Source organism: Bradyrhizobium pachyrhizi (genome assembly GCF_029714545.1).
Classification (GTDB): domain Bacteria; phylum Pseudomonadota; class Alphaproteobacteria; order Rhizobiales; family Xanthobacteraceae; genus Bradyrhizobium; species Bradyrhizobium pachyrhizi.
Window position 1 is genome coordinate 4131681 of sequence record NZ_CP121667.1, and the last position, 26897, is coordinate 4158577.

Sequence of the window (26897 nt, forward strand, 5' to 3'; positions counted from 1 at the left end):
GCTGGAGTTTGGGGGCGCTGAGGAGATAACGCACACCCCCCTTAACGACAACGCCCGATTGGGCATGGACCCAATGTGAACGGAGTTTGCGTAGGGCTTTGACGCTGCTAAAGTTTCCGTGAACGATAATTATTCGGCGGGCCTTTTGGTCCCGCGGAAAGACAGTTTTGATGAACGACCATGTGCGGCTTTGCGACGGCCCCCGGGCCAGCGAAGCCCCGCCAGGGTTGGTTGCGGCAGCGGCGGAAAGTGGCGTCTACGCCGCGCTGGACCTTGGCACCAACAATTGCCGCCTGTTGATCGCCTGTCCCACCGGCGACGGGTTCCGCGTGGTCGATTCCTTCTCGCGGATCATCAGGCTCGGCGAGGGCATCGCCGCCACCGGCTCGATCAGCGAGGCCGCGATCGAGCGTGCGATTGCCGCACTGGCCATCTGCAGCGACAAGATCCGCTATCGCAAGGCGCGCCGGCTCCGCCTGATCGCCACCGAGGCCTGCCGCGCCGCCGGCAACGCCGAGAGTTTCCGCGCGCGGGTGGCGGCCGAGACCGGCATCAAGCTCGAGGTGATCGATCGTGAGACCGAGGCGACGCTCGCCGTGATCGGCTGCTCGCCGCTGCTTGATCCGAAGGGGCGGGGCGCCATCCTGTTCGATATCGGCGGCGGCTCGACCGAGCTGGTGCGGATCGAGCGCGACCCCAACGCGCTCGACGCGGCGCCACGCATCAAGGCGTGGATGTCGATCCCGCTCGGCGTCGTCACGCTGGCCGAACATTTCGGCGGCAAGAACGTCACCAGGGATATGTATGCGCGAATGATCGATGAGGTCGCGCGGCACGTCGCGCCGTTCGCGGCCGAGCACGGCAAGGATCTGCGCGACATGCACATGCTCGGCACCTCGGGCACCGTGACCACGCTCGCCGGCGTGTTCCTCAATCTGTCGCGCTACGACCGCCGCCGCATCGACGGCATCTGGATGAACGATTGCGACGTCACCGCGACGATCCAGAAGCTGCTCGGCATGAGCTATGAGGCGCGCGTCAACAACAACTGCATCAGCGTCGAGCGCGCCGATTTGGTGCTCGCCGGCTGCGCGATCCTCGATGCGATCCGCAACGCGTTCCCGATGCCGCGGCTCCGCGTCGCTGATCGCGGCCTGCGCGAGGGCATGCTGGTCGAGATGATGCGCGAGGACGGCGCGCTGCGGGCGTGCTAGAGCCTGAGCTACCTCGCCCCGCTCTTGCGGGGAGAGGTCGGATCTTACGCGAAGCGTAAGATCCGGGTGAGGGGCCGCTTCCACACATTCAGTATGCGGAAGCAGCCCCTCACCCCAACCCTCTCCCCGCAAGAGCGGGGCGAGGGAGAAGCACACACACCGAGACGCAAGAACCATCATGGCGAAAGACACCACCGGACGGCTGCACGTCACGGTCAAGAGCGGCGGCAAGCGCAAACTGTCGTCAAAACTCTGGCTCGAGCGCCAGCTCAACGATCCCTATGTCGCCAAGGCCAAGGCGATGGGCTACCGCTCCCGCGCAGCTTTCAAGCTGCTCGAGATCGACGACAAATACCGTCTGCTCAAGCCGGGCATGACCGTGGTCGACCTTGGCGCGGCGCCCGGCGGCTGGAGCCAGATCGCGGCCAAGCGGACCGGCGCCGTCGACGGCAAGGGCAAGGTGGTCGCGATCGATCTGCTGGAGATGGGCGAGATTCCAGGCGTCACCTTCGCGCAGTTCGACTTCCTCGACCACGACGCGCCGGAAAAACTGATCGTGATGATGGGCGGCCGCGCCGACATCGTGATGTCCGACATGGCCGCCAACACCACCGGCCATCGCAAGACCGATCAGCTGCGTATCATCGGCCTGGTCGAGACCGCCGCGCATTTCGCCGGCGAAGTGCTCAATCCCGGCGGCACGTTCCTGGCAAAAGTGTTCCAGAGCGGCGCCGACGCCGAGCTGGTGGCGCAGCTGAAGCGCGATTTCGCGACCGTCCGCCACGTCAAGCCGGCCGCCAGCCGGCAGGATTCGTCGGAGCGCTATGTCCTGGCGACAGGATTTCGCGGGCAGCAACAGCCGTTATCGCGCGGGGAGTAGCGGCGACGCATCCGCCGAAGCCCCCTCGAAGGCAATCCATGATTTCTCATAGGGTGCGGCCGGAGCGCCGCCCCGCTACGCGAGCGCGGTCGCGGGCGACCTGAACCATTGGAACTCTTCCCGTTGCGGCGTATTCTATCTTCCCGGCGCGGTCAGTTCGTTGCGTATTCCGGCCTGGCGCCACGGCAGGTTTGTGCAGCGAGCCGCGCCTCCGTCTTGCGGAGCTCTTCCGTGATGGAACGCAGGTCGAGCATAGGCAATCGCCTTCTGGCGGCCCTGCCGCCCGCCGACCTTGATTTGCTTGCGCCTCATCTCCGCAAGGTATCGCTCGAACGCGACGCCGTGCTGGTGCGGTCGGGCGACCTCGTCGAACAGATCTATTTTCCCTGCACGGCATTGATCGCGTTCGTCATGGACATGCCGAACGGACAGGCCGTTGCGACGACAATGATCGGCAACGAGGGCGCCGCCGGCATCCTGTCGACACTCAGGTCGATACGCTCGCCGATGACCGCGGTGGTTCGCGTCGCGGGCACGACGTGGCAGATTTCGCCGGCACGATTTCACGCCGCGCTCGCGCACAGTCACGCGCTTGCCAGTGCGGTACAGCTCCATATGCGGTCGTTGCTGGTCCAGTTCCAGCATATCGCGGCGTGCAATGCGCTCCATTCCGTGGAGGCCCGCCTGGCCCGGTGGCTGTTGCAGGTTCACGATCAGATCGGTGACGACACGTTGCCGTTGACGCAGGAGACGCTGTCGGAATTGCTGGGCGTGCGACGAACGACCGTGACCCACGTCGTGCACAAGCTTCGCGCCTCGGGCGCAATCCGCTCCAACCGGCGGAGCTCGATCGAGGTCGACAGGCCGCGGCTCGAAACCGCGGCCTGTGAATGCTACGAGATCATGCGCGGCAGGATCGACCGCATCGTATCCGCGGAAGGGATCAGGTCGTCCGGTCACGGCGCGCCACCACATGGACCTCGGCGTTCGCACGCCGGACCGTGGACCAATGGCGACAAGGTTCATGCACATACGCGCGGCGCGGGCGCTGAGCGATCACGAAGCCATTGAATTAGGGTTAGGCAAGCGCAGAGGTCAGGACGCCTTGCGCAATTCCAGCTCGGGTTCGTCGACCCACGCGTCCCTGGCGAACCATTCGTGATTGGTCCGACAGCTCGTGCAATTGCTGCGCGAAAAGAACACGGTGCTGCACCGGAACGTCTCGCGGTCGGATTTCATGCCGGTATTGATCGCACGTCCCGTCCGCGGGCATTTGATCATGATGACGCCCACCTTGGTCCTCCTCCAATGTGAGAAATTGCGGCTCCCGCGCACCGTCGGCTGGACCGCGCCCCTTCTGATCGGAGACGTTTGGTCCAGCCGGCCTGGGAGCGGGGGGGGGGCGGCTCCTCAGGAAGGTGTTTTCAGGGTCTTTGCAAAGCTCTTCTTGATCGGCTCGGAGGTCTCGGTCGCGACCTTCTTCGCGATCTCCCAGAGCTCCTTATTCTGCGCGGTCGTGATTTCGAAATTCTTGCGGCCGTGATCGGCCGAAAGCTGGATGACTTCCGACAGCGACCTGGTGCCGGCGAGTTCGGATATGAACGCGAGGGCCGAACTGGCGTTGGCATGCGAGATCTCGATCACCTTGGCTGCGTAATCCGCGGCGCCCTTGGCGTTGACCGCATATGCCTCCTTGAGCAAGACGGAGATTTCCTCCGAGGCTTCCTTGACCTTCTCGAACTGTTCCCGGGCACGCCTCGCATTTTGTTCGGCGATACCCTGAAAGGCCTGGGGCAGCGCGAACAGGGGCAGGCCAAAGCCGCCGGCTTTCGGATTGTCGCTCACTTCATTCGTCTGGACGTCACTCACTGGCTCTGATCCTTTCAAGCGAAACCAAATCAAGGAAAACCCGCGCCTCGCGGTGCACGGACGCTGAGGAAGCGTAGCTGGCGCGCTCCCTTCCACCTGTTTTTTTGCTGATGCCGGGTCACCGCGTGCCCGCTTGAGCAGGACTATGCAGGATCGGCGGTGCAGCTTCCGTTCGCTTTCTGACTCTCGCGGAGATTTTTTTCCGGGACGAAACGGCCGTCGTATCGTGCCACCGCGGGGCGTTCAGCCACCGATCGCGGCGGTGGCGCAGCCGGTGCGGCTGGACATCCCGACCGCTTGCCTCAGGAGGGTGCGTGGTCGGATGTCATCCTGATCGGAAGGCGCGCAGCACGACATTTCGGCGCGACTGCTTGGAACCTCGGTGCGTGGCCGGAGTCGATTCCTTTGCTCCCGGCCAATGCCCCCCAAGCCCACCGGGAGAAAACCCCCCACGGGTTGGCGGCCTTGGTGCAGCGTCAGTTTCGCGCACCGGGGCCGTTTCGCGCCGGACTGGAAAATTGGAAACCGCGGGCGCATACTTCTGACATGGCGACCATTGTTCAATGCAATTGCGGCGCCGAGTACAGACGCACCGAAGAGAAGTTCTTGGTGCCGCATACGGGTGATGCGATCTGCACGGTCTGCGGAGCTGCGCTGGAATCGTGGCTGGAAGCGACCCACGTTCCCACATACGAACTTATCGAACGCCCGGATCGAGGGCAGCAAGGCGGAATGACCGGCCACCCCTAAGGGCCCGGCCGTGACCAGACGGCGGTTTGCAGTGTCCGTGCCTCGGAGACGGCTCGTTCGATCGACTAGCCGAGGCGCTGATCGCGCGCGTTCTGGGTGTCCTCGGTCGCTGCCTTGACGGCGTCAGTGGCGGCGCGCTTCTCGGCGCCCTTGCGGCTCGAGATGTCGATCGCCTTGCGGCCGGCGATCTCGTTGCCGGCCTCGGCCGGCATCTGCCAGAAGAACCAGGCCGAGGCCGCCGAGATCAGCGAGACCACGATGAAGGCGGGCGCGAACACGTCGGCGGAGAGCTCGGTCTGGTGATGCAGCGCCAGCGTGGTTTCGACCGAGAACGCGCCGACCGCGACGCCCGCGGACACCGCGAGCTGCTGGTTGACGCTGACGAGGGTCGTGGCCCGGCTCATCTGCGGCGCCTCGACCTCGGCATAGGCCACAGTGTTGATCGCGGTGAATTGCAGCGAGCGGAAGAAGCCGCCGACCACCAGGATGGTGAAGATCAGCATCAGCGGCGTCGAGATCGTGAACAGGGCGCAGGCGGCGAGGAAGGCCGAACTGACCACCGCGTTGACGGTCATCATGTTGCGGAAGCCGAAGGCGCGGATGATGCGCGCCGCCAGCGTCTTCATGCCCATGGCGCCGACCGCCGACGCAAAGGTGACGAGACCGGACTGGAACGGCGACAGGCCGAAGCCGACCTGCATCAGCAGCGGCAGCAGGAACGGCAGCGCGCCGATGCCGAGCCGGAACATGAAGCCGCCGATGATCGACGCGCGCATGGTCGGCAGCCGCAGCAAGCCGAAATCGAGCACCGGCGAACCGGTCCGCCGCGCGTGGATGACGTAAAGCGTCATCGAGACCGTGCCGACGGAGACCAGCGCGGCGACGATCGACCACGGCAGCAGATTGAGCCCGGCCACCGACAGCCCGAATGCGATGCCGGCGAGGCCGATCCCGGCCAGCACCAGTCCCATGAGATCGAAGCGCTCGGGATCCTCGCTCTTGATCGGGTCGATGTATTTCAGCGCCAGGAAGATGCCGAGCAGGCCAATCGGGATGTTGATCAGGAAGATCCAGTGCCAGGAGAAATAGGTGGTGATGAAGCCGCCGAGCGGCGGCCCGATCACCGGGCCGATCAGCGCCGGGACCGTCACCCAGGCCATCGCGTTGACCAGCGCGCTCTTGTCGACCGAGCGCAGCAGCACCAGCCGCCCGACCGGGGTCATCATCGCCCCGCCGAGGCCCTGCAGGATGCGGGCGAACACGAAATCGGTCACCGAGGACGACAGTGCGCAGCCGATCGAGCCCAGCATGAATACGCCGACGGCGCCGGCAAACACGATGCGGGCGCCGAAGCGGTCCGCGGTCCAGCCGCTCGCCGGGATGAACACCGCGAGCGACAGCAGGTAGGAGGTGATCGCCAGTTTCAGCGTCAGCGGGCTGGTGCCGATATCGGCGGCGATCGCGGGCAGCGAGGTCGCGATCACCGTGGAGTCCATGTTTTCCATGAACAGGGCGGTGGCCACGATGAGCGGGATCAGGCGTTGCTTGTTCATCAAAACAGGACAGCTGTGCTGAAAAAGGCGGGCGAGGGGGCCATATCATCCTGCCCTCGGCCACGCTATTGCGGAACCGACCAAACGCCCTAAATCCAGCGTGACGCTGGTATGCATCCGCCCGTGTCAGAGCCTTTCCGTTCCGATAGGATCGGAGCGGAGGCCTTGGATTGATGTTTTGACGCGTTTTCTTCACGCGAACCGGTATCCACTTCGCTCGAAAACGCTCTGGAAGGTGTGCCGTGATCTACGTCCTCGCCGCTCTCTTGCCGCCGATCGGGCTGCTCCTGAACGGACAGCCGTTTTCGGCCATCTTCAATCTGGTCCTGATCGTGTTTTGCGCGGTTTTCGGGCTGTTTTTCCACGTGTTGCTGCTGGTGCCGTCGGCCCATGCCGTGATCGCGGTCCACATGAAGCGCGAGGACCGGCGCCATCGCGAAATGGTCGAGGCGATCCGCCGCCATGGGCCGCCGCCGGGTTACCGGGCGCCCTGAACCGGCCCCCTAAAAAGGCCTGTGCATGGCTGGCAAACACTTTGATTCGTCATGCCGCCATGCTATCGACCAGCGTCAACCCCACCGATGGGCGCCGATTCGACGGTGACGCAGCGAGCGTCGCCGCAGGCGGCGTTCATCCGTAAGACCATCGCGGCTGGGCCGCAGATAAAGGAGTTGGCAATGGCCACGGGATTTCCGGCTATCCGCGAAGCCTTCACGTTCGACGATGTGCTGCTGAAGCCCGGCTTGTCCGACGTGCTTCCCTCGGAAGTCGATATTCGCTCGCGCGTCACCCGCGCGATCTCGCTCAATATCCCGATCATGGCGTCCGCGATGGACACCGTCACCGAGGCGCGCATGGCGATCGCGATGGCGCAGGCCGGCGGTCTCGGCGTCATCCACCGCAACTTCGATCCGGAGGGCCAGGCCGCGCAGGTGCGGCAGGTCAAGAAGTTCGAGTCCGGCATGGTGGTCAATCCGCTGACCATCGGCCCCGACGCCACGCTGGCCGATGCGCTGACCCTGATGAAGGAGAACGGCATCTCGGGCATTCCGGTCGTCACCGGTGCCGCCAAGAACGTGCCGGGCAAGCTGGTCGGCATCCTGACCAACCGCGACGTGCGCTTCGCCAGCGATCCCCGGCAAAAGGTCTCGGAGCTGATGACGCACGAGAACCTCGTCACGGTGCGCGAGGGCGTCGGCCAGGACGAGGCGAAGCGGATGCTGCACAAGCATCGCATCGAGAAGCTGCTCGTCGTCGACGATCAATATCGCTGCGTCGGCCTGATCACCGTCAAGGACATCGAGAAGGCGGTCGCTCATCCGCTCGCCTGCAAGGACGAGCATGGCCGCCTGCGCGTCGCCGCCGCCACCACGGTCGGCGAGACCGGCTATGAACGCACCGAGCGGCTGATCGATGCCGGCGTCGACGTCGTCGTGGTCGACACCGCGCACGGCCATTCGCGCCACGTGCTCAACGCCGTCAACCGCATCAAGCGGCTCTCCAACGCGGTGCAGGTGGTGGCCGGCAACGTCGCGACCGAGGGCGGCGCGCAGGCACTGATCGATGCCGGCGCGGACTGCATCAAGGTCGGCATCGGCCCGGGCTCGATCTGCACCACGCGCATCGTCGCCGGCGTCGGCGTGCCGCAGCTCACCGCGATCATGGATGCGGTGGCGGCGGCGAAGAAGGCCGACGTGCCCGTGATCGCCGACGGCGGCATCAAATATTCCGGCGACCTCGCCAAGGCGCTCGCCGCCGGCGCCGACATCGCCATGGTCGGCTCGCTGCTCGCCGGCACCGACGAGACCCCGGGTGAAGTCTTCCTGTGGCAGGGCCGCTCCTACAAGGCCTATCGCGGCATGGGCTCGGTCGGCGCGATGGCGCGCGGCTCGGCCGACCGCTACTTCCAGCAGGACATCAAGGACACGCTGAAGCTCGTCCCTGAAGGCATCGAGGGCCAGGTGCCCTACAAGGGTCCGGTCGGCAATGTGATGCACCAACTCGCCGGCGGCCTGCGCGCTGCGATGGGCTATGTCGGCGCCAAGGACATCAGGGATTTCCACGACAAGGCCGAATTCGTCCGCATCACCGGCGCCGGTCTGCGCGAGAGCCACGTCCACGACGTCACTATCACGCGCGAAGCCCCGAACTATCCGGGCGGGGTGTAAGCCCAAGCACCGTCATTCCGGGGCGGTCCGAACGACCGAACCCGGGGTCTCGGGATTCCGGGATGCCATCATCTGCTAAAGCGCGATGAGATCATGTTGAATCGTCATCGCGCTCTAGCTCGTTGTTTAAGCATGATCTTTCCGGAAAACCGCTTCGCACTTTTCCGGATCATGCTCTAGGCGAGCCAGCGCTTGCGCCGCTTGTAGTGCTTCACATCGCGGTATGATTTTCGCTTCTCTCCGGCGACGCCAAGATAGAACTCCTTGACGTCCTCATTTGCGGCGAGCGCGTGCGCCTCGCCGTCCATCACCACACGGCCGTTTTCGAGGATGTAGCCGTGGCTCGCATATCTGAGCGCCATATTGGTGTTCTGCTCGGCGAGAAGAAACGACACACCTTCCTTGGTGTTGAGATCCTTCACGATCTCGAAGATCTCTTCGACGATCTGCGGCGCGAGGCCCATCGATGGTTCGTCGAGCAGGATCATCTTCGGGCGCGACATCAGCGCGCGGCCAATCACGCACATCTGCTGTTCGCCGCCCGACGTATAGCCGGCGGTGGAATTGCGTCGCTCTTTGAGGCGGGGGAAATAAGCGTAGACACGTTCAAGGTCCTGCGCGATCGCGAGCTTGCCGTCCGTCCGCGTAAAGGCGCCGGTCAGGATGTTCTCCTCGACCGTGAGATGAGGGAAGGCACGCCGCCCCTCCATCACCTGGATGCAGCCGCGTCGCACCACGTCGTTTGGCGACAGGGACTTCACCTCGACGCCGTTGAACAGGATCGAGCCCTTGGTGACCTCGCCGCGCTCTGCGTGCAGCAGATTGGAGACCGCCTTCAGCGTTGTCGTCTTGCCGGCGCCGTTGGCGCCGAGAAGCGCAACAATGCCGCCTCGCGGGACCTCCAGCGAGACGCCCTTCAACACGAGAATGACGTGATCGTAGACAACCTCGATATTGTTGACCGATAGGATCAGCGCTGCCGCTTCCGTCGCGGCGGTGACGACCTTGGCGGTTGACATGCGCAGACCTCCAAACGGAGCAGGGGCTGGGATCCGGGAGCAGGCAACCCTGCCTCCCGGATCACTCGCACGGGGTCAGGTTTCCTTCGCGCAGTCGCGCGGCTTGATCTTCTTCTCCGCGGCATACTTCGCGGACACATCGGCGACGAGCGGTTCGATCAGCGATTCGTCAGCCGTGTACCAGTCGGAGATCACTTTCCAACCCTTGCCATCCCATTGCTGGACGCGCCCGTAGCGCGCGCCTTCGTGGTCGGAGCAGGAAATGCTGACCGGCTTCAACATCCCCTCGAAGCCGAGCTCCTTGATTCGTGCATCGGTGAGGATGAGGTTCTCAAGCCCCCAACGGACCTGCTCGCCCGTCAGCGGTTGCTTGCCGAATTTTTCTTGCGCCTTGCGGATCGCCTCTACGCCGAGCATGGCATTCGTGATGCCGCGGTTGTAGAGGACTTCGCCGATCTTGCCAGGTTCTGTCGAACCCTTTCCCTTGGCGTAGACGTACTTCTCTATGTCGGCGTGCGCGGGGAATTTTCCTGCGCCATGCTGAAGCATCAACGATTTGTAACCGCTGGCCTGATCGCCCGCCGGCGTCACATCCGGCTCCGCGCCCGACCACCAAACACCGATCATCCTGTCGCGCGGATAGGCGACGGCGGCGGCTTCCTTGATTGCCGTGCTGTTCATGACGCCCCAGCCCCAGACCAGGACATAGTCGGGCCGATGCTGGCGGATCGCCAGCCATTGCGACTTCTGCTCGACGCCGGGATGCGTGACGGGAATCGGCGTGAACTCAAAGCCGTACTTCTGCGCCAGCACCTGCAGCATTGGAATTGGCTCTTTGCCATAGGGGCTGTCATGGTACAGCAGCGAAATCTTTTTGCCTTTCAGCTTGTCGAAGCCGCCGAGTTCCTTGGCGACGTGCTGGATCGCGATGTCGGCCGCGGACCAATACGTGCCGAGCAACGGAAAATTGTATGCGAACACCGCGCCGTTCTTGGAATCGGCACGGCCATACCCCATCGTGATGATCGGGATCTTGTCAGCCGCGGTCTTTTCGGTGAGTGCGAAGGTGATCCCGGTCGACAGCGGATTGATGAAGGCCGCGCCGGTTGGTCCTTTGCTCTTGAGACGCTCGTAACACTCCACTCCCTTGTCGGTCGCGTAGCCCGTCTCGCATTCCTCGATCAGAATCTTGACGCCGTTGATGCCGCCGTCACGTTCATTGATCAGGTTGTAATAGTCTACGACGCCGTTTGCGTAGGGCGCGCCGTTCACAGCGTACGGTCCGGTCCGGTAGGACAGAATTGGGATGAACTGTTCGTTTTGCGCTGCGGCCGGTGCGCTAAGTGCCGCGCCGCCCAAGGCTGTCGCGAGTATCAGTAACCTGCGTGCAATACTTGCCATATTGATATCCTCCTTGCGGTACTTCCTTCCTCTCCGTTGTCGGCGGCCGTCACTCGATTGCGATCAAGGCACGATCGCTGCCTCAATAGGGAAACGGCCAAAGTCTGAGCTTCTCCTTGCCGATCGATATCAGCCGGGCGAAGCCATGGGGTTCCTTGATGAGCAGATAGCAGATCAGGGATCCGAAGATGATGAACTGGAGGTGAGTGATCGTTTGCGTCGACAGTGGCAGGCCGAGCTTGGTCGGAATCACATTCAGCATGATCGGCACGATGAGGATGAACGCTGCTCCGATGAACGAACCCATGATCGAGCCGAGCCCGCCGATGATGACCATGAACAGAAGCTCAAGCGAGCGGTCGATCGAGAACGCGAGCGGCTCCCATGAACCGAGGTAGACGAACGCCCAGAGCGCACCCGCCACGCCGATGATGAACGAAGAGACCGCGAAAGCCGTTAGTTTTGCATAGAGCGGCCTGATGCCGATCAGCTCGGCGGCAATATCCATGTCGCGGATCGCCATCCACTGCCTGCCGAGATTGCCGCGCACGAGATTTTTCGCCAACACCGCCATGACGGTCGCGACGGCCAGGCAAAGCAGGTAACGCTCGACCGGTGTGCGAACGACCATGCCGAAGAAATCCAGTTCCGGCGCATTCACTGATCCCGACGGGGCGTAGTTGGTGAACCACGGGAGCCGCAGGAACGCCCAATCGAAGAAGAACTGCGCGGCGAGCGTTGCGACTGCCAAGTAGAGACCCTTGATCCGCAGACTGGGAATGCCGAACAGGATTCCGGCACCCGCGGCCATGAACCCGCCGAGCAGAATGGATGCCAACACGGGCAACGGTGGGATCGCGATCGCAAAGCCAAGCCAGGCAAGCGGGATATGAACGCCGGTCGCCAGCTTGTAGGCGGAATAGGCGCCGATGGCCATGAACGCGCCGCTGCCGAGCGAGATCTGGCCGCAATAGCCGACGAGAATGTTTGTCCCGATGGCGGCAAGCGCCAGGATGAGGAAGGGCAGCAGGATGGCCCACAACAGATAGTCGGTGCCGAACGGCCAGATCCGGAAGGTGGCCAGCAGCGGCACGCCAATGAAAGCAATTCCGAGCAAGACAGCGAGGGCAATACGATCCTGCCGGATCGGGAAGATCGCCATATCCTCCGCATAGGTCGCCTTGAACTGGCCGGCTTCGCGATAGAGCACAACGACCTCCTTGCCTCAGACGCGTTCGATGATCCGCTCGCCGAACAGGCCCTGCGGCCGCAGGAGAAGCACCGCCAGCGCCAGCACGTAGGCAAACCAATATTCGATGCCGCCGCCGATGGATGGCCCGAGATATACCTCTGCGAGCTTCTCACCGGCCCCGACAATGAGCCCGCCGACGATGGCTCCGGGAATGGAGGTGAGGCCGCCGATGATCAGGACTGGCAAAGCCTTCAGCGCGAGAAACGTGATGGAGAACTGCACGCCAAGCTTGGTCCCCCACACGGTCGCCGCGACGAGTGCAACGAGGCCAGCAACGAGCCAGACCACGAACCAAATCCAACTGATTGGAATCCCGATCGAGTGCGCGGCCAAATGGTCGTCGGCCACGGCTCTGAGCGCGCGACCGGTCTTGGTGCGCTGAAAGAAGACCGCGAGGCCGGCGACCAGGACGCCCGCGATCAATGCGCCCCAGACATCCAGCTTGTTGACCAGAATCCCGCCCGGGAACAGGCCTTCAAACAAGAACCAGGCGTCGGTCGGGAACAGCCGCAACGGGTAGACATCCGATCCGAAGATCATCTCCGCGGCGCCCTCGATGACGAATGTCACGCCGATCGTCGACATGAACAGCGTCAAGCCGTCCTGATTGACGAGAGGTCCGATCACGAATCGCTCGATCAGCCAAGCGGTTGCCGCCATGATCACGGCGGCAAAGCCGATAGCGAGGATGACCGCGACCCAAAGCGGAAGGCCGTTGGCGACCAGGAGGTCGAGGGCGCGAACCAGCGCCAATCCCGCGAGCAACACCATGGCTCCCTGCGCATAGTTGAATACGCCGGATGCCTTGAAGATCAGCACGAAGCCGAGTGCGACCAGCGAATAGAGCACGCCGGACATCAATCCGCCGATCAGGACCTCGAGAAACTGACCCAGTGCGATCATGGACGCACCTCAATGCGCGACGCCAAGATATGCGTCGATGACGGCTTGACTTCTCTTCACTTCATCAGGCGTGCCGTCGGCGATCTTCACGCCGTGATCAAGCACCGCCACGCGGTCCGACAGATCCATGACCACGGCCATGTCGTGCTCGATCAGGGCAATGGTCGTGCCGTAATGGTTGTTCACATCAATGATGAACCGCGACATGTCCTCCTTCTCCTCCAGGTTCATGCCTGCCATCGGCTCGTCCAGGAGCAGAAGGTCGGGCTCCATCGCCAGAGCGCGACCGAGTTCGACACGCTTCTGCAAGCCGTATGGCAGACGCCCGACCGGTACCTTGCGGATTGTCTCGATCTCCAGGAAGTCGATGATCTCCTCGACCTTGCGCCGATGCTCGATCTCCTCTGCGAGGGCAGGGCCATAACGCAGCAGTTGCCACAACAGCCCCCGGCGTACCTTCAAGGTGCGGCCTGCCATGATGTTGTCGAGCGCGCTCATGCCCTTGAACAGGGCGACATTCTGAAAGGTGCGCGCGATGCCGCCGCGCGCCGCCTCGAACGGCTGCATTTTGGACCGGGTGCTTCCCTTGAAGGTGATGGCGCCATGGTTGGGATGATAGAACCCGTTGACGACGTTCAGCATTGAGGTTTTGCCGGCGCCGTTGGGGCCGATGATGGCGCGAATTTCGCCTTTTTTGACGTTGAACGAGACGTCCCGCAACGCCTTGACGCCGCCGAAGGCCAGTGCCACGCCCTCGACCTGCAGCAGGATTTCGTTGGCGTTTGGCGCTCTCATGCTGCTCTTCCCAGCGATTCTGCCGGACCGATGATTTGCATGTCGCGAATCTCGACTCGTGCCGCGATCGTGCCCTTCCGGCCATCCTCAAACGTGACTTCCGTGGAAATGTCGGCGTCATGCGCTCCGTTGTAGAGTGCCGTGACCAACGACGCATAGCGTTCGGCAATGAAGCGGCGGCGCACTTTCTGCGTGCGGGTCAGCTCGCCGTCATCCGCGTCGAGCTCCTTGTGCAGAATGAGGAAGCGGCGAATCTGGGCGCCGGCAAGCACCGTTTCCCCGGCCAGGGAGCGGTTCACCGCGGCGACGTCTTTGGCGACCATCTCGTAGACCAGCGGATGGCCGGCAAGCTCCTGATAGGACCCGTAGGCGACGTTGTTGCGTTCCGCCCAATTCGCGACCGCGACCGGGTCGATGTTGAGCATGGCGCATACGAACTCTCTGGAGTCACCGAACGTGATCGCTTCCTTGATATTGGGATAGAACTTCAGCTTGTTCTCAAGGTACTTGGGAGCAAACATCGTGCCGTCAGCCAATCGACCGACGTCCTTCGCACGATCGATGATCTTCAGATGCCCGGTCTTCTCGTCGAAAAAGCCCGCGTCGCCGGTCCTGACGTATCCATCGGACGTCATCGCTTCCGCGGTCTTTGCCTGATCCTTGAAATATCCGAGGAACATGCCGGGCGAGCGAAACTGCACTTCGCCCGATTCCGCGATGCGGATGGCGACGTTGGGCGCCGGCGGACCAACCGTATCCGGGTAGATCTCGCCATCGGGCTGACACGTTACATAGAGGAACGCTTCGGTCTGGCCGTAGAGCTGTTTCAGGTTCAGTCCGATGGCGCGGTAGAACGCAAACAGATCCGGACCGATCGCTTCACCTCCGGTGTATGCGACGCGCACCTGAGACAGGCCCAGAACGTTCTTGAGAGGCTCGTAGACCAGCCAGCGTCCCAGCGCATAGAGCAATCGGCCTGACAGCGGCACCGGACGTCCCGTCAAGACTTGCTCGCCATACCACCGCGCGACGTCCAGAAAGTAGCTGAACAATCGCCGCTTGATCGGCGCTGCGTCCTCCATCCGGACCATCAGCCGCGTCAGCATGGCCTCGTAACCGCGTGGCGGGGCCAGGTAGAAGGTTGGCCCTATCTCATGCCGATCCTGTTCGATTGTGTTGCTGCTCTCGGGGCACGCCATGCAGAATCCAGCCACGAGGCCTTGCGCATAGCTGACGTAATGATCGCCCGCCCAAGCCAGCGGCAGATATGCCAGTACCACGTCCTTGTCGGTCAACTTGTCGAACCGCGTGGTGTCGGTTGCAGCATCGATGCAGCCTCGCGCCGACAGCATGACGCCCTTGGGCGCGCCGGTCGTTCCCGAGGTGTAGAGGATGATCGCGATGTCCGAACCGTTGCCGGCCCGAATGGATTCATCGATCCGTTCGCCAAGCGCCGGGTCGGCTGCAAGCGCGGTGCGGCCGTCATTGATGATATCGCCGATTGCGATCAGTCGGCCGTGGTCGTAGCCGTCGATTCCGCGCGGTTCGTCGTAGATAATCCTGTTGAGTTGCGGCAGTCGGTCGGACACCGACAGAACCTTGTCGACCTGCTCCTGATCCTGCGCGGCGACCAGCGTCGCCTCGGCGTGAGCGAGAACAAAAGCGAGCTCATCAGCCACTGCATCGGAATAGACCGGAACGGGGATTGCGCGCAGCGTCTGCGCTGCCATCATGGTCCAGTAAAGCTTCGGCCGATTGGAGCCGACGACCGCGATTGTCTCGCCCGGCCGCAAGCCAAGGCGATGCAAGCCGGCAGCATAGCTACGAATGATCTCGGCAACCTCAGCCCAGGTCCAGCTCTGCCAGATGCCAAGGTCCTTATGCCGGAACGCTGGCCGCGCGCCAAATTGTGCCGTGTTTCGCAGCAGCAATTTGGGAAACGTATCATACGATCCGTCGCCGGCCATGTCGGTCTCGATCCAAAAACCGAAGCGTTGGTTCGCTCCTGTTATGGTGATGCCTGCCCCATTTTTGGGTAACAGACATGCGAGTGCCGCATGGTCCGAGATTACAGCGAATCGAAAGTCCGACAAGTGCCAGATTGATAGGTCGCGTTTTTGCCGCGGCCGCGCGCGGCAGAGATAGGTCTACCGACTGCCAATTCGCCGAAGGTGATCCGGCCGCCACCAGACGGACATTGCGGCGCGAAGACGCTGGTCGGCTCTCAAGAGGTAACCCCAATGCTTCGGAGAGCTCACGTCCGTCGGGTGGTCCCGAGAAGCGGACCGAAGTCCTGCACCACTCAGGTTTCGAGGGCGACCGGAAACCGATTGCCGATCAGCTACGCGGCCGCCCTCGTTGCGACCCATGGAGGGCCGTCTAACCGCGTTGGCTTCGCCGTGCCGGATGGGGAGGTCGGATCAGGCGACTTGACGATGGCCGCTTCGTTTGCCGGTGGCGCGCCATGACAAACTTGCCGCCACCAGGGTGCCCTGCGAACCGCCCCCGACATGACAGTATCGCGTTGGCGCCAATGTGCCTGGCATGACGGCTGTCATTTCAAACAACATTTCAAACAACGCAACGGGAAAACAGCAAATCCATCTCCCTTGCGGGGAGATGGATTGCGTGACTACGTGTGCGCCACGAACCAATCATCCAAGAGGAAAATCCGCATGTCCCAAGGAAAGCGCATCGTTCTGGCTTCGCGCCCGCACGGCGAGCCCACGTCGGCCAATTTCAGGCTCGAGGACTACACGCCGCCGGCACCGGGTGCGGGCGAGGTGCTGCTCCGCACCATCTGGCTGTCGCTCGATCCCTATATGCGCGGCCGCATGAACGACGGCCCGTCCTACGCCGCGCCGGTGCCGGTCGATGGCGTGATGGAAGGCGGCACGGTGAGCGAGGTGATCGCGTCCAACAATCCGGGCTTTGCCAAGGGTGACATCGTGCTGTCGCGCGCGGGCTGGCAGACCCATGCGCTGTCCGACGGCAAGGGGCTTGCCAAGATCGATCCCAAGATCGCGCCGATCTCGACCGCCGTCGGCGTGCTCGGCATGCCCGGCATGACCGCCTATACCGGCCTGCTCGAGATCGGCAAGCCGCAACCGGGCGAGACGGTGGTGGTTGCCGGCGCCTCCGGCGCGGTCGGATCGGCGGTCGGCCAGATCGCGAAGATCAAGGGCGCGCGTGCGGTCGGCATCGCCGGCGGCAAGGACAAGTGCGACTATGTCACCAGGGAGCTCGGCTTCGATGCCTGCCTCGATCATCGCGATCCGGATCTGGCGGCGAAATTGAAGGAAGTCTGCCCGAAGGGCATCGACGTCTACTTCGAGAATGTCGGCGGCGCCGTGTTCGAGGCGGTCTATCCGCAGCTCAACGCTTTTGCGCGCGTGCCGGTGTGCGGCCTGATCGCGCACTATAACGATCGCGAAGCGCGAGCACCGAAATGGGCTTCGTCGATCATGTTCGCGATCCTGACCAAGCGGCTGACCTTCCGCGGCTTCATCGTCAGCGACTTCGCCGCCATGCACGGCGACTTCCTCCGCGACATGTCGCAGTGGGTGCGCGAGGGCAAGGTCAAGTACAAGGAGTTCGTGACCGAGGGCCTGGACAGCGCGCCGGAGGCCTTCATGGGCCTGCTCAAGGGCGCCAATTTCGGCAAGCAGCTGGTCCGGGTCGGGCCGGACAAGGCCTGAGTTAGAAGCCCCGGAAGCTCCCATTCCGCGCAACAAAGTGTCAAAAGCGCCACAATGGCGGGGGATTTGGGGGCCTTTTGGCCCCCATTTGCTTGACGGAGACCCGCAGCAATTGATTCAATGTAGCTATATTTCAGGTGTAGCCATGATTTTTGAAGCTATTGTTTTCGGGGTCATTCTCCTCGCCGTCGGCTATTGGGCGACCATGTTCGTCATGGGCCGCCGCGACGACGTCTTGCACGGAAAATTCGTCGAGGAGCGGCCGGACACGACGCCGGTCCGCTTCATTCCGCACGTATCTCGCGCACGGCCCGCGCCGGCGGCACCACAGCCCGACAAGGATTCGCTGCACGCGCTGCTTACCGTGATCAAGCAGGACCTGCACGACGCGGCGCGGAGCTGACGCGGCTCAGGCCGGCTCCTTGCCGAGCAGCATGTCCAGGTCGACATCGACCTGGCCCTTCGCCCTGACGTGGCGGACCTCGAAACTGTCGGGCTGGAATCGGTATTCGACGAGACCGGTTTCCTTGATGCCGATCACCTCCTGCCGCGCGTCGGAGATGACGAAGCCGGCCGAGGGCGCCCAGACGTGTCTGACATGCTCGAACGTGTAGTCGCGGCGCTGGTGCACATGGCCGCTGCCGACCAGGCGCCAATCGACCTTGCCGAGCATCTCGATCAGGCGGCGCCGCGCCGGCTGCGGGACGAAGCGGATCGCGGTCTCGGCGCGCTCGGCATCGTAGGGCAGGTCGAGATAGAGCGGCTTGTGCAGGAACAGCGCGACCGGCCTGCCGACGGCCTTGTCGAGCGCGCCTGCGAGCCAGTCGAACTGCTCGGCCTCGCTGTCGAGGCCGGTGTTCATGATCAGCGAATTCAGCCCGATGAAGCACCAGCCGGCAGCGTCGAAATGCCAGCGGTCCTCGCCGAGCACCGAGGTGAAGGCGCCGCGCGTCTCCTCGGTCGGCAGTTGCGTCGGTGGCGCGCCGACCGCGGTCGGATTGTCGCCGATGTCGTGATTGCCCGGCAGATAGAGACAATCGACCGGCAGCGCGTTGTGCAGCTCCTTGGCGAAGGCGAGGTCGTCGCGGCTGGTCGGGCCGTCGAACGAGACGTCGCCGGAGTTGAGCACGAGATCGGGACGCGTCGCGTCGATGTGCTCGCTGACGCGATGAAAGTTATCGATCAGCGGCTTGAAGCGGCGCGCGAGATGGGTGTCGGAGATCTGTGTCAGGCGAAATTGGGGCATGCATCGCTCCTTTCGGCCGGAGCATAGGTCGGCGCGAAGTCGGAACAATGACGATTTCGCCGTCTTATTCGATGCTCTGTTTGATGCCTTGTTTGATGTTTTGTTTGGTTTTGCGCCTTGGCACGGTCGCTGGATCGCCAGTTGCCGCACCGACGCAACGAGCCTTGCCGTCACCATGCCGAGCACGCCGCTGCCCGGGCCGCGTCGTCGAGGATCGGGGAGATGGTGCGCATCGCGTCAACCGTGAGGGGCTGAAACCGCCATTGGTCCTGGGAGTTGGTCACCCGGGCTCGGATCACGGTTCAACGGGTTACCGCGCACGCTTCATTGTGTTGGGCGCGAGTGGCGGCTAAGAGGGCGGCGGGCGCCCGCGGCTGAGGGAGATTTTGATGTCGGTTCAAATGGTTCTGCTACCGGTCTTCATCCAGATCGGGCTCACCTTCGCGCTGTTGTTCGCCATGGCGACGAGGCGCACGAGGGCGCTGACGAGCGGCGAGACCAAGATCGCCGACATCGCGCTGCGCGAGCCGAACTGGCCGGCCCAGGCCACCAAGTTCGGCAACTGCTTCGCCAACCAGTTCGAGCTGCCGATCCTGTTCTATGTCCTGATCGCTATTGCGCTGCCGCTGCGCCGTGCCGATCTGTTCATCGTGCTGATGTCCTGGGTGTTCGTGGTGACGCGGTTTGCCCATGCCGGCGTGTTCGTCACCTCCAACGACGTGCGGCCGCGCTCGCTCGTCTGGTTCGCCGGCGCGCTGGTGCTGGCAGCCATGTGGCTGTATTTCGCGCTCAGACTGCTGCTGCTGATCTGATGCGCCCAACCGAAAGAGATCAATGACCCCCGCTGCCCGGCTTTCCGCCGCGATCGAGCTGATCGCCACCATCGACGCACAGCGCATTCCCGCGGCGAAAGCGCTGAAGGAATGGGGTACCGCGCACCGTTATGCCGGCTCCGGCGATCGCGCCGCGATCTCCGGTCTGATCTGGGACGTGCTGCGCCGGCAATCCTCCGCCGCCTATTTGATGGATGACGCCAGCGCGCGGTCGCGCGTGCTCGGCATGCTCAAGCTCGAACGCGGCATGGACATCGCCACGATCCAGGCGCTGTGCGACGGCGGCCGGTTCGCGCCGGATCCGCTGACCGCGACCGAGGAGGCCGCATTGGCCTCGCGCTCGCTCAGGGATGCGCCGGCGCATGTCGCGGGCGATTATCCGGACTGGCTCGACCCGCATCTGGCAAGGGTGTTCGGCGACGACCGCGCGGCGGAAGCGACCGCGATGGCGAGCCGCGCGCCGCTCGATCTGCGCGTCAACACGCTGCGCGGCAAGCGCGAGAAGGTGCTGCCGCGGCTGTCGCATCTCGGTGCCAAGGAAACGCCGTGGTCGCCGCTCGGCCTGCGCATCGAGCTCGGCGCCGACGCGCGCAATCCGGGCATCCATGCCGAGGAGGATTTCATCAAGGGTGCCGTCGAGGTCCAGGACGAGGGCTCGCAGCTCGCCGCGCTGTTCTCGGCGGCCAAGCCCGGCGAGCAGGTAATCGACCTCTGCGCCGGCGCCGGCGGCAAGACGCTGGCGGTGGCGGCGATGATGCAGGGCAAGGGCCGGCTGATCGCGACCGACAGCGACAAGCGCCAGCTTGCGCCGATCCATGAGCGGCTGTCGCGCGCCGGCGTGCACAATTGCGATGTGCGCACGCCGCGCGGCGAGGAGGAGGTGCTGTCCGACATCAAGGCGTCCGCAGACCTCGTGCTGATCGACGCGCCCTGCACCGGCACCGGCACCTGGCGCCGCAATCCCGACGCCAAATGGCGCATGCGCCCCGGCGCGCTCGAGGTGCGGCTGAAGGATCAGGCCGAGGTGCTGGAGCGCGCCGCGCCGCTGGTGAAGGGCGGCGGACGGATCGCCTACATCACCTGCTCGGTGCTCTCCGAAGAGAACGGCGAGCAGGTCAGGGCCTTCATCGCGCGGCATCCGGAGTTTTCCGTGCAGCCGCCGGAGCAGACCGCATCGGTGCTGTGGGACAAGGCCGAGGCCTTTGCCGAGGCTGCGCTGCAGTCGGCCGAGGGCCTGCTGATGACGCCGCGACGGACCGGCACGGATGGGTTCTTCGTCTCGGTGTTGAAGAAGGCGTAACAGCGATCGTCATTCCGGGGCGTCCGTAGGACGAACCCGGAATCTCGAGGTTCCGGGTTCAATGCTTACGCATTGCCCCGGAATGACGAAATCCACATCATGAGTGCCCGCAATCATACGCCGCACCAACTGCCGTCGGCGTCCTGCTCGCCACGATGACCCAGTACAGCAACGCGCAGGCGCTGATCGCGGCACCCAGGACGCAGACGCCGGGCCAGCCGGCGGCCGCATAGGCCATCGTCGAGGTGATCGCGCCAAAACCTGTTCCGATCGAATAGAACACCATGTAGCCACCGACCAGCCGGCTCGCCGCGTCGGGGCGCGCGGCGACGATCAGGCTCTGGTTGGTGACATGGATCGCCTGCACCGCGAAGTCGATCATCAGCACGCCGGCTAGCACCAGCCATAGCGAGGTGTTGAGGCAGGCGATCGGCACCCAGCCGGCGAGCATCAGCAGCAGCGACAAGCCGGTGGTGCGCTGCCCCCAGCCGCGATCGGCGAGCCGGCCGGAATTGCGCGCCGCCAGCGCGCCGGCGAGACCGGCGATGCCGAGCATCCCGATGGTGGTGTGCGACAGCGAGAGCGGAGGTGCCGCGAGCGGCAGCACGACCGAGCTCCAGAACACGCTGAAGCTTGCGAAGATCAAGAGCGCGAACACCGCGCGCTCGCGCAAGACGTGCTCCTCGACAAACAGCGCGACCGTCGAACGCAACAGCTTGGCGTAGGACGATCCGGCCATCGGCTGCGGCGCATGCCGTGGCAGCGCGCGCGCCAACAGCGCCGCCAGCACCAGCGTCAGCGCGGCCGAGGTGAGATAGACGACGCGCCAGCCGCCGAGATCGGCCAGCGCGCCGGCGGCAAAACGTGCCAGCAGGATGCCCGAAACCACGCCGCTGGTGACGGTGCCGATGGTGCGGCCGCGGTCGGCCGGCGCTGCCAGCGTCGCGGCGTAGGCGACCAGCACCTGGATCACGACGGCGAGCAGCCCGACCAGCACCATGCCGACAAGCAGCACCGGGGCGTTCGGCGCGGTGCCGACGATGGTGAGCGCGATCGCCGACAGCACGGTCTGGCCGACGATCAGCCTGCGGCGGTCCCAGAGGTCGCCGAGCGGCACGATCAGCATCAGGCCGAAGGCGTAGCCGACCTGGGTCAGCGTCACGACGCCGCCGATCACCGCCGGCGCGATGGCGAGATCCAGCGCCATGGTATCCAGCAGCGGCTGCGCGAAATAGATGTTGGCGACGCTCAGCCCGCAGGCGACGGCGAACAGCAGCACGACGGCGGGCGACAGAGCGCGAGCCGTGGTGTCGCCGGGCTTGTCGTTTGTCTTGTGATGGTCCTCGGCCGGCCGGACCTCAGCCATGATCTGGTTCGTCATCTTGCCTCCGCTGCAACTCGCAATCTGGTCTCATCATGAGACCAGTTGCGTGAAGCACTGTCTAGTCCTATTTTAGAACCAGTTCGGAATCGTGATCGAGAAAGGTTGGCCGCGATGAAGCGGACCGGATTCGCCAAAGCGGAATGCCCGGTGGCGCGCGCGCTGGATGCGATCGGCGACTGGTGGTCGCTCCTGATCGTGCGCGACGCGTTCGACGGCCTGCGCCGGTTCGGCGACTTCCAGAAGAATCTCGGCATCGCCAAGGGCATGCTGACGACGCGGCTGCGCACGCTGATCGAGCTCGGCGTGCTCGAGCAGGTCGCGGCCTCCGACGGCAGCGCCTATCAGGAATATGTGCTGACCAGGCGGGGCCACGACCTGTTCCCGATCGTGGTCTCCTTGCGGCAATGGGGCGAGGCGCATCTTTACGCCCGCGGCGAGCCGCATTCAGTGCTGCTCGACCAGGCCGGGCAGGCGGTCGGGCAACTCGTGCTGCCGTCGAGGAGCGGCAAGCCGCTGGGCTGGGCGGACACGAAGGTGAGGAAGGTGGCGCGGCGGCGGTGAGTGCGTGTTAGCGGCTACTTCGTTGCCGGTCTCCGCAAACACTGTCGTCATCCTGAGGTGCGCGCCGGGCGGTGCGCCAGCAACGCGCGGCGAGCCTCGAAGGATGGGGATGGAGCCGGGCTGTCGCCCTTCGAGACGCGCTACGCGCTCCTCAGGGTGACGGGAGACAACGGGGTTGCTCTTCAATCCACAATAAACAGCGTCGCCCCCGTCTTGGTCGACGAACGGTGCGCGGCGTCGCCGAAGTCGGAGACCTGGTAGCTCATGCCCGGCTTCAGCGTGAACCTGCGGCCGTCGCGCAGCTCGGTGTCGAGCTCGCCCGCGACGACGTAGAGCACATGGCCGCGATCGCACCAGTGATCGGCGAGGTAGCCCGGCGAATATTCCACCATCCGGACCCGCAGCTCGCCGATGTTGAGCGTGCGCCACAACGCCTGTCCGGTCTCGCCGGGATGCACTGAAGGCTCGACGTTGCTCCAGTCGGTGACGGTGAAGGGCAGGGGCGGGATTTTCATGGGCTGGATCCTGACGTTCTGTGGCTCTACGCGTCTGCATCTCCAAATGCCGGCGTCATCCCCGCGCAACGGCGAAGCCGTTGTCGCTGGAGGTGCGCGTCGAGCGGTGCGCAAGAACGCTCGACGGGCCTCGAAGGACGGGGATGGAGCCGGGCTGTCGCCCTTCGAGGGCCGCTGAAGAAGCGGCTACCTCCAGCGACAAAGGCGAAGCCTTTGCGCGGGGGTGACGGGAGAGAGCAGGAGTGGCGCAGCAGCTTAATGCACCAGATGGTTCGCCGAGCCCTGCCGGATCTTCCCCTCGTCATCCAGCCGCAGATACTCGCAGATCTTCTTGCCGCGTTCGTTCTGGTAGAACACGACGACGCTGTCGGGCGAGACATAGAGGTCGATCAGCTCGAAATGCAGCTCGGGCAATTTCGCCAGCGCCGCGCTCCAATAGGCCCGCAAGCTGGCCTTGCCGCGCACCGTGCCTGACGCGCCGAAGCCGAGCGGTGGGATCCGGTCCGAGGTCATCTCGGCATCCTCGGCATACATCGCCAGCACGCGCTCGAGATCGCGCGCATTCCAGGCGGCGACCCAGTCGCGGCCGAGCGCGGTGAGGCGGGATGGCTCGTGAAAATCCGGCATTGGTTTCCTCCATGCGGCTCATGGCCAAATTAGGTCAATAATACTGACCTATATGGATTTGTCCATGCCCAAAGAAGAATGTGGGCGCCCCTTCGAGCGCGGTTGCGGGGGCGGGCGCCGTCGCGTATCTGCTTGCCATGACAGCCCAGCACACAGCCCGCGAACCGTCGACGCCCTCCGTGGCCTCGGCGCATGACAAGATTCTGATTGTCGATTTCGGCAGCCAGGTGACGCAACTGATCGCCCGCCGCGTCCGCGAGATGGGCGTCTATTCCGAGATCGTGCCGTTCCAGAAGGCGGAGGCCGCCTTCAAGGAGATGAAGCCGAAGGCGGTGATCCTCTCCGGCGGTCCGGAATCGGTGCATGAAACCGGTTCACCGCGCGCGCCGCAGCTGATCTTCGAGTCGGGCGTTCCCGTGCTCGGCATCTGCTACGGCCAGATGACGCTCGCGGCCCAACTCGGCGGCGAGGTCGAGGGCGGGCACCACCGCGAGTTCGGCCGCGCCGATGTCGAGGTGAAGACCGACAGTCAGCTGTTCGAGGGCATCTGGGGCCACGGCGAAAAGCACCAGGTGTGGATGAGCCATGGCGACCGCATCACCAGGATGCCGCCCGGCTTCTCCGTCGCCGGCACCTCGCCGAATGCGCCGTTCGCGATCATCCAGGACGAGACGCGCAAATATTACGGCCTGATGTTCCATCCCGAGGTGGTGCACACGCCCGATGGCGCCAAGCTCTTGCGCAACTTCGTGCGCAAGGTCGCGGGGCTGACCGGCGACTGGACCATGCGCGCGTTCCGCGAGGAGGCGATCGAGAAGATCCGCGCCCAGGTCGGCAAGGGCAAGGTGATCTGCGGCCTGTCCGGCGGCGTCGATTCCGCCGTCGCGGCGGTCCTGATCCACGAGGCGATCGGCGACCAGCTCACCTGCGTGTTCGTCGATCATGGCCTGCTGCGGCTCGACGAGGCCAAGACCGTCGTCGACCTGTTCCGCAACCACTACAACATCCCGCTGGTCCACGTGGACGCGTCGAAGCAGTTTCTGGGTGAGCTCGAAGGCGTCACCGATCCCGAGGTGAAGCGCAAGACCATCGGGCGTCTGTTCATCGACGTGTTCGAGGCGGAAGCCAAGAAGATCGGCGGCGCGCAGTTCCTGGCGCAGGGCACGCTCTATCCCGACGTGATCGAGAGCGTCTCCTTCACCGGCGGCCCGTCGGTGACCATCAAGTCGCACCACAATGTCGGCGGCCTCCCGGCCCGCATGAACATGAAGCTGGTCGAGCCGCTGCGCGAATTGTTCAAGGACGAGGTGCGCGTGCTCGGCCGCGAGCTCGGCCTGCCCGAAGTGTTCGTCGGCCGCCACCCGTTCCCGGGCCCGGGCCTTGCGATCCGCTGCCCCGGCGACATCACCCGGGAAAAGCTCGACATCCTGCGCAACGCGGATGCGGTCTATATCGACCAGATCCGCAAGCACGGCCTCTATGATGCGATCTGGCAGGCTTTTGCGGTGCTGCTGCCGGTGAAGACCGTCGGCGTCATGGGTGACGGCCGCACCTACGAATACGTCGTGGGCCTCCGCGCCGTCACCTCGACCGACGGCATGACCGCCGACTTCTACCAGTTCGACATGAAGTTCTTAGGGGAGACCGCGACGCGCATCATCAACGAGGTGAAGGGCGTGAACCGCGTGGTGTACGACGTGACCAGCAAGCCGCCGGGGACGATTGAGTGGGAGTAGGGGGCAAAATAGCCGAGGCCTTAGGCCGAAACGAGACACTCATTTCGCACGAATCCTAGGGTTGGCGAATAGTGGCGAGGGAAGCAGACTTTCCAGCGACCGTGATCAAGGCGCTGGCCGAGCGGGTAGGGCACCGCTGCTCATTTCCAGATTGCAATGCGTCGACGATCGGTCCAAGTGCAGAGTCGGCGACTAGTATCGCAAAGACAGGAATGGCCTGTCACATCTATGCGGCAGCGGACGGTCCGGCTGCACGTCGAACAGGCCGTAGCAAAAGTATCGACGAACTGCGTTCGATCGAAAACGGCATCTGGATGTGTTATCGGCATGGCAAACTCATCGACACCGATGAATGTAGCTACACGCCGCAATTGTTGAGTGACTGGCGGCGGCTCGCAGAGCATCGTGCGAGATTGCGACACGAACTGGGGCGCGAACTTAGTAGCGACGATATGTCCGGCGAAGCTCTGGCGAAGGTCGCCATCGCGATCTACGTGCCAGAACTGACACGCGAGATCACAGAGGCCATTCAAGTCAGTGATCTCAGCGGTGTCTGGGGGGCGCAAACGGCATTGGCGGTGCGTGACTTTGTGATCGAGATTGGCCGCAACGCAATGACACATGGCCGAGCGAATAGCTTCCAACTGACAATTGCCGCACACACTGTCGTCCTATCTGACGACGGCGCACCATTCTCGCTAGAAAACCTGCTCGCATCTGGCAGTCCTCGAGGCGGCACTACATCTCTCAAGCAAATGCAGAAGCGACTGCCCAACTTGGTGGTCTCTTATGCTCGGCAAGAGGCGCGCAACGTGATCACGATCGCCTCGACCAGTGCAATCGACGAAATGCTATCAACGAATCCCTGCACAACCGACTTCTTCGGCGCGATGTCCTCCGTTAGGGCTGCAATGGAATTCATCGAGACGCGTCCGGAGTGCGGTACGATTTTCCTTCGGCCGAGGTGGGGCTCACTCTCTTACAGCGATCTCGGAAGTCTCGCTTGGGCAATAGATGCCTATGGATTCCGCCAACGTGACATTGCATTGATCCTCGAGCCGCATTCTGAAGGGATTCTGGAGGTCATCGCTGAGACAATGCCAAATGTTCGCGTCATCAAAATTCGACATTAGTTCCCGAGAGTGGACTGCAAGCACCGCCCGCATGGGCAGAGTGGTATCCAGACTTTTCCG

Annotated in this window: 24 protein-coding genes; 12 read left to right on the plus strand and 12 right to left on the minus strand. The window is 63.8% G+C overall.

What is annotated here, in order from left to right:
- Positions 1–170: 170 nt before the first annotated feature.
- The 3 genes from QA639_RS18915 to QA639_RS18925 all read left to right on the plus strand — a co-directional run bounded on the left by QA639_RS18915 (position 171) and on the right by QA639_RS18925 (position 3165).
- Entirely contained in the window at positions 171–1214 is a 1044-nt protein-coding gene (locus QA639_RS18915) for a Ppx/GppA phosphatase family protein (RefSeq protein ID WP_157344745.1), read from the plus strand.
- A gap of 178 nt (positions 1215–1392) precedes the next feature.
- A complete protein-coding gene (locus QA639_RS18920; protein WP_050386727.1) occupies positions 1393–2094 on the plus strand; it encodes an RlmE family RNA methyltransferase in 702 nt (233 codons plus the stop codon).
- Between the two features lie 234 nt (positions 2095–2328).
- Complete coding sequence (locus QA639_RS18925) at positions 2329–3165, plus strand: Crp/Fnr family transcriptional regulator (RefSeq protein WP_080667121.1); 837 nt, start codon at positions 2329–2331, stop codon at positions 3163–3165.
- A 339-nt stretch (positions 3166–3504) separates the two neighbouring features.
- Here the strand turns inward: QA639_RS18925 and QA639_RS18935 are convergent, their stop codons facing one another.
- On the minus strand, positions 3505–3963 hold the full coding sequence (locus tag QA639_RS18935) for a phasin (protein ID WP_157344743.1): 459 nt from the start codon (positions 3961–3963) through the stop codon (positions 3505–3507).
- A gap of 815 nt (positions 3964–4778) precedes the next feature.
- Positions 4779–6266 (minus strand): DHA2 family efflux MFS transporter permease subunit, encoded by a 1488-nt coding sequence (locus QA639_RS18940; protein ID WP_028335040.1) that lies wholly within the window; start codon positions 6264–6266, stop codon positions 4779–4781.
- Between the two features lie 242 nt (positions 6267–6508).
- Here QA639_RS18940 and QA639_RS18945 point away from each other — a divergent pair, with 242 nt between their 5' ends.
- Both QA639_RS18945 and guaB read left to right on the plus strand, forming a co-directional pair.
- Positions 6509–6760: a hypothetical protein gene (locus QA639_RS18945; RefSeq protein WP_018271177.1), complete on the plus strand. Its 252-nt coding sequence runs from the start codon at positions 6509–6511 to the stop codon at positions 6758–6760.
- Between the two features lie 183 nt (positions 6761–6943).
- Positions 6944–8434 (plus strand): IMP dehydrogenase, encoded by a 1491-nt coding sequence (gene guaB, locus QA639_RS18950; RefSeq protein ID WP_028335041.1) that lies wholly within the window; start codon positions 6944–6946, stop codon positions 8432–8434.
- Between the two features lie 176 nt (positions 8435–8610).
- Here guaB and QA639_RS18955 read toward each other — a convergent pair whose 3' ends face one another.
- The 6 genes from QA639_RS18955 to QA639_RS18980 form a co-directional block, all read right to left on the minus strand.
- Positions 8611–9453: an ABC transporter ATP-binding protein gene (locus tag QA639_RS18955; RefSeq protein WP_157344738.1), complete on the minus strand. Its 843-nt coding sequence runs from the start codon at positions 9451–9453 to the stop codon at positions 8611–8613.
- Between the two features lie 75 nt (positions 9454–9528).
- A complete protein-coding gene (locus QA639_RS18960) occupies positions 9529–10725 on the minus strand; it encodes an ABC transporter substrate-binding protein (protein WP_428841182.1) in 1197 nt (398 codons plus the stop codon).
- A 211-nt stretch (positions 10726–10936) separates the two neighbouring features.
- The gene (locus QA639_RS18965) at positions 10937–12064 is read right to left on the minus strand and encodes a branched-chain amino acid ABC transporter permease (RefSeq protein ID WP_283090433.1); all 1128 of its coding nucleotides are present in this window, start codon (positions 12062–12064) and stop codon (positions 10937–10939) included.
- Between the two features lie 15 nt (positions 12065–12079).
- Positions 12080–13009, minus strand: coding sequence for a branched-chain amino acid ABC transporter permease (locus QA639_RS18970; protein WP_080667122.1), 930 nt, complete (start codon positions 13007–13009; stop codon positions 12080–12082).
- A 9-nt stretch (positions 13010–13018) separates the two neighbouring features.
- Positions 13019–13804: an ABC transporter ATP-binding protein gene (locus QA639_RS18975; protein WP_050386723.1), complete on the minus strand. Its 786-nt coding sequence runs from the start codon at positions 13802–13804 to the stop codon at positions 13019–13021.
- Positions 13801–15771, minus strand: coding sequence for an AMP-binding protein (locus QA639_RS18980; RefSeq protein ID WP_283090600.1), 1971 nt, complete (start codon positions 15769–15771; stop codon positions 13801–13803). The genes QA639_RS18975 and QA639_RS18980 overlap by 4 nt, the downstream gene beginning before the upstream one ends.
- A gap of 708 nt (positions 15772–16479) precedes the next feature.
- On the opposite strand from QA639_RS18980, the gene QA639_RS18985 reads away from it, so the two are divergent.
- Both QA639_RS18985 and QA639_RS18990 read left to right on the plus strand, forming a co-directional pair.
- Positions 16480–17502, plus strand: coding sequence for an NADP-dependent oxidoreductase (locus QA639_RS18985; protein ID WP_050386721.1), 1023 nt, complete (start codon positions 16480–16482; stop codon positions 17500–17502).
- 145 nt (positions 17503–17647) lie between these two features.
- On the plus strand, positions 17648–17905 hold the full coding sequence (locus QA639_RS18990) for a hypothetical protein (RefSeq protein ID WP_028335049.1): 258 nt from the start codon (positions 17648–17650) through the stop codon (positions 17903–17905).
- Between the two features lie 6 nt (positions 17906–17911).
- Here QA639_RS18990 and QA639_RS18995 read toward each other — a convergent pair whose 3' ends face one another.
- A complete protein-coding gene (locus QA639_RS18995; protein ID WP_283090434.1) occupies positions 17912–18748 on the minus strand; it encodes a metallophosphoesterase family protein in 837 nt (278 codons plus the stop codon).
- 389 nt (positions 18749–19137) lie between these two features.
- Between QA639_RS18995 and QA639_RS19000 the strand changes: the two genes are divergently transcribed.
- Both QA639_RS19000 and QA639_RS19005 read left to right on the plus strand, forming a co-directional pair.
- Complete coding sequence (locus QA639_RS19000) at positions 19138–19560, plus strand: MAPEG family protein (protein ID WP_028335052.1); 423 nt, start codon at positions 19138–19140, stop codon at positions 19558–19560.
- Between the two features lie 22 nt (positions 19561–19582).
- A complete protein-coding gene (locus QA639_RS19005) occupies positions 19583–20881 on the plus strand; it encodes an RsmB/NOP family class I SAM-dependent RNA methyltransferase (protein ID WP_283090435.1) in 1299 nt (432 codons plus the stop codon).
- A 97-nt stretch (positions 20882–20978) separates the two neighbouring features.
- On the opposite strand, the gene QA639_RS19010 is transcribed toward QA639_RS19005, so the two are convergent.
- Positions 20979–22262, minus strand: a complete 1284-nt coding sequence (locus tag QA639_RS19010) for an MFS transporter (RefSeq protein WP_283090436.1) — start codon at positions 22260–22262, stop codon at positions 20979–20981.
- A gap of 114 nt (positions 22263–22376) precedes the next feature.
- Here QA639_RS19010 and QA639_RS19015 point away from each other — a divergent pair, with 114 nt between their 5' ends.
- On the plus strand, positions 22377–22826 hold the full coding sequence (locus QA639_RS19015; RefSeq protein ID WP_283090437.1) for a winged helix-turn-helix transcriptional regulator: 450 nt from the start codon (positions 22377–22379) through the stop codon (positions 22824–22826).
- Between the two features lie 182 nt (positions 22827–23008).
- Here QA639_RS19015 and QA639_RS19020 read toward each other — a convergent pair whose 3' ends face one another.
- A complete protein-coding gene (locus QA639_RS19020) occupies positions 23009–23341 on the minus strand; it encodes a DHCW motif cupin fold protein (RefSeq protein ID WP_283090438.1) in 333 nt (110 codons plus the stop codon).
- Positions 23342–23596: 255 nt separating this feature from the next.
- A complete protein-coding gene (locus tag QA639_RS19025) occupies positions 23597–23968 on the minus strand; it encodes a nuclear transport factor 2 family protein (RefSeq protein WP_283090439.1) in 372 nt (123 codons plus the stop codon).
- A 137-nt stretch (positions 23969–24105) separates the two neighbouring features.
- On the opposite strand from QA639_RS19025, the gene guaA reads away from it, so the two are divergent.
- Complete coding sequence (guaA, locus tag QA639_RS19030) at positions 24106–25704, plus strand: glutamine-hydrolyzing GMP synthase (RefSeq protein WP_283090440.1); 1599 nt, start codon at positions 24106–24108, stop codon at positions 25702–25704.
- A gap of 212 nt (positions 25705–25916) precedes the next feature.
- Positions 25917–26837, plus strand: coding sequence for a hypothetical protein (locus tag QA639_RS19035; protein ID WP_283090441.1), 921 nt, complete (start codon positions 25917–25919; stop codon positions 26835–26837).
- The last annotated feature ends 60 nt before the right edge of the window (positions 26838–26897 follow it).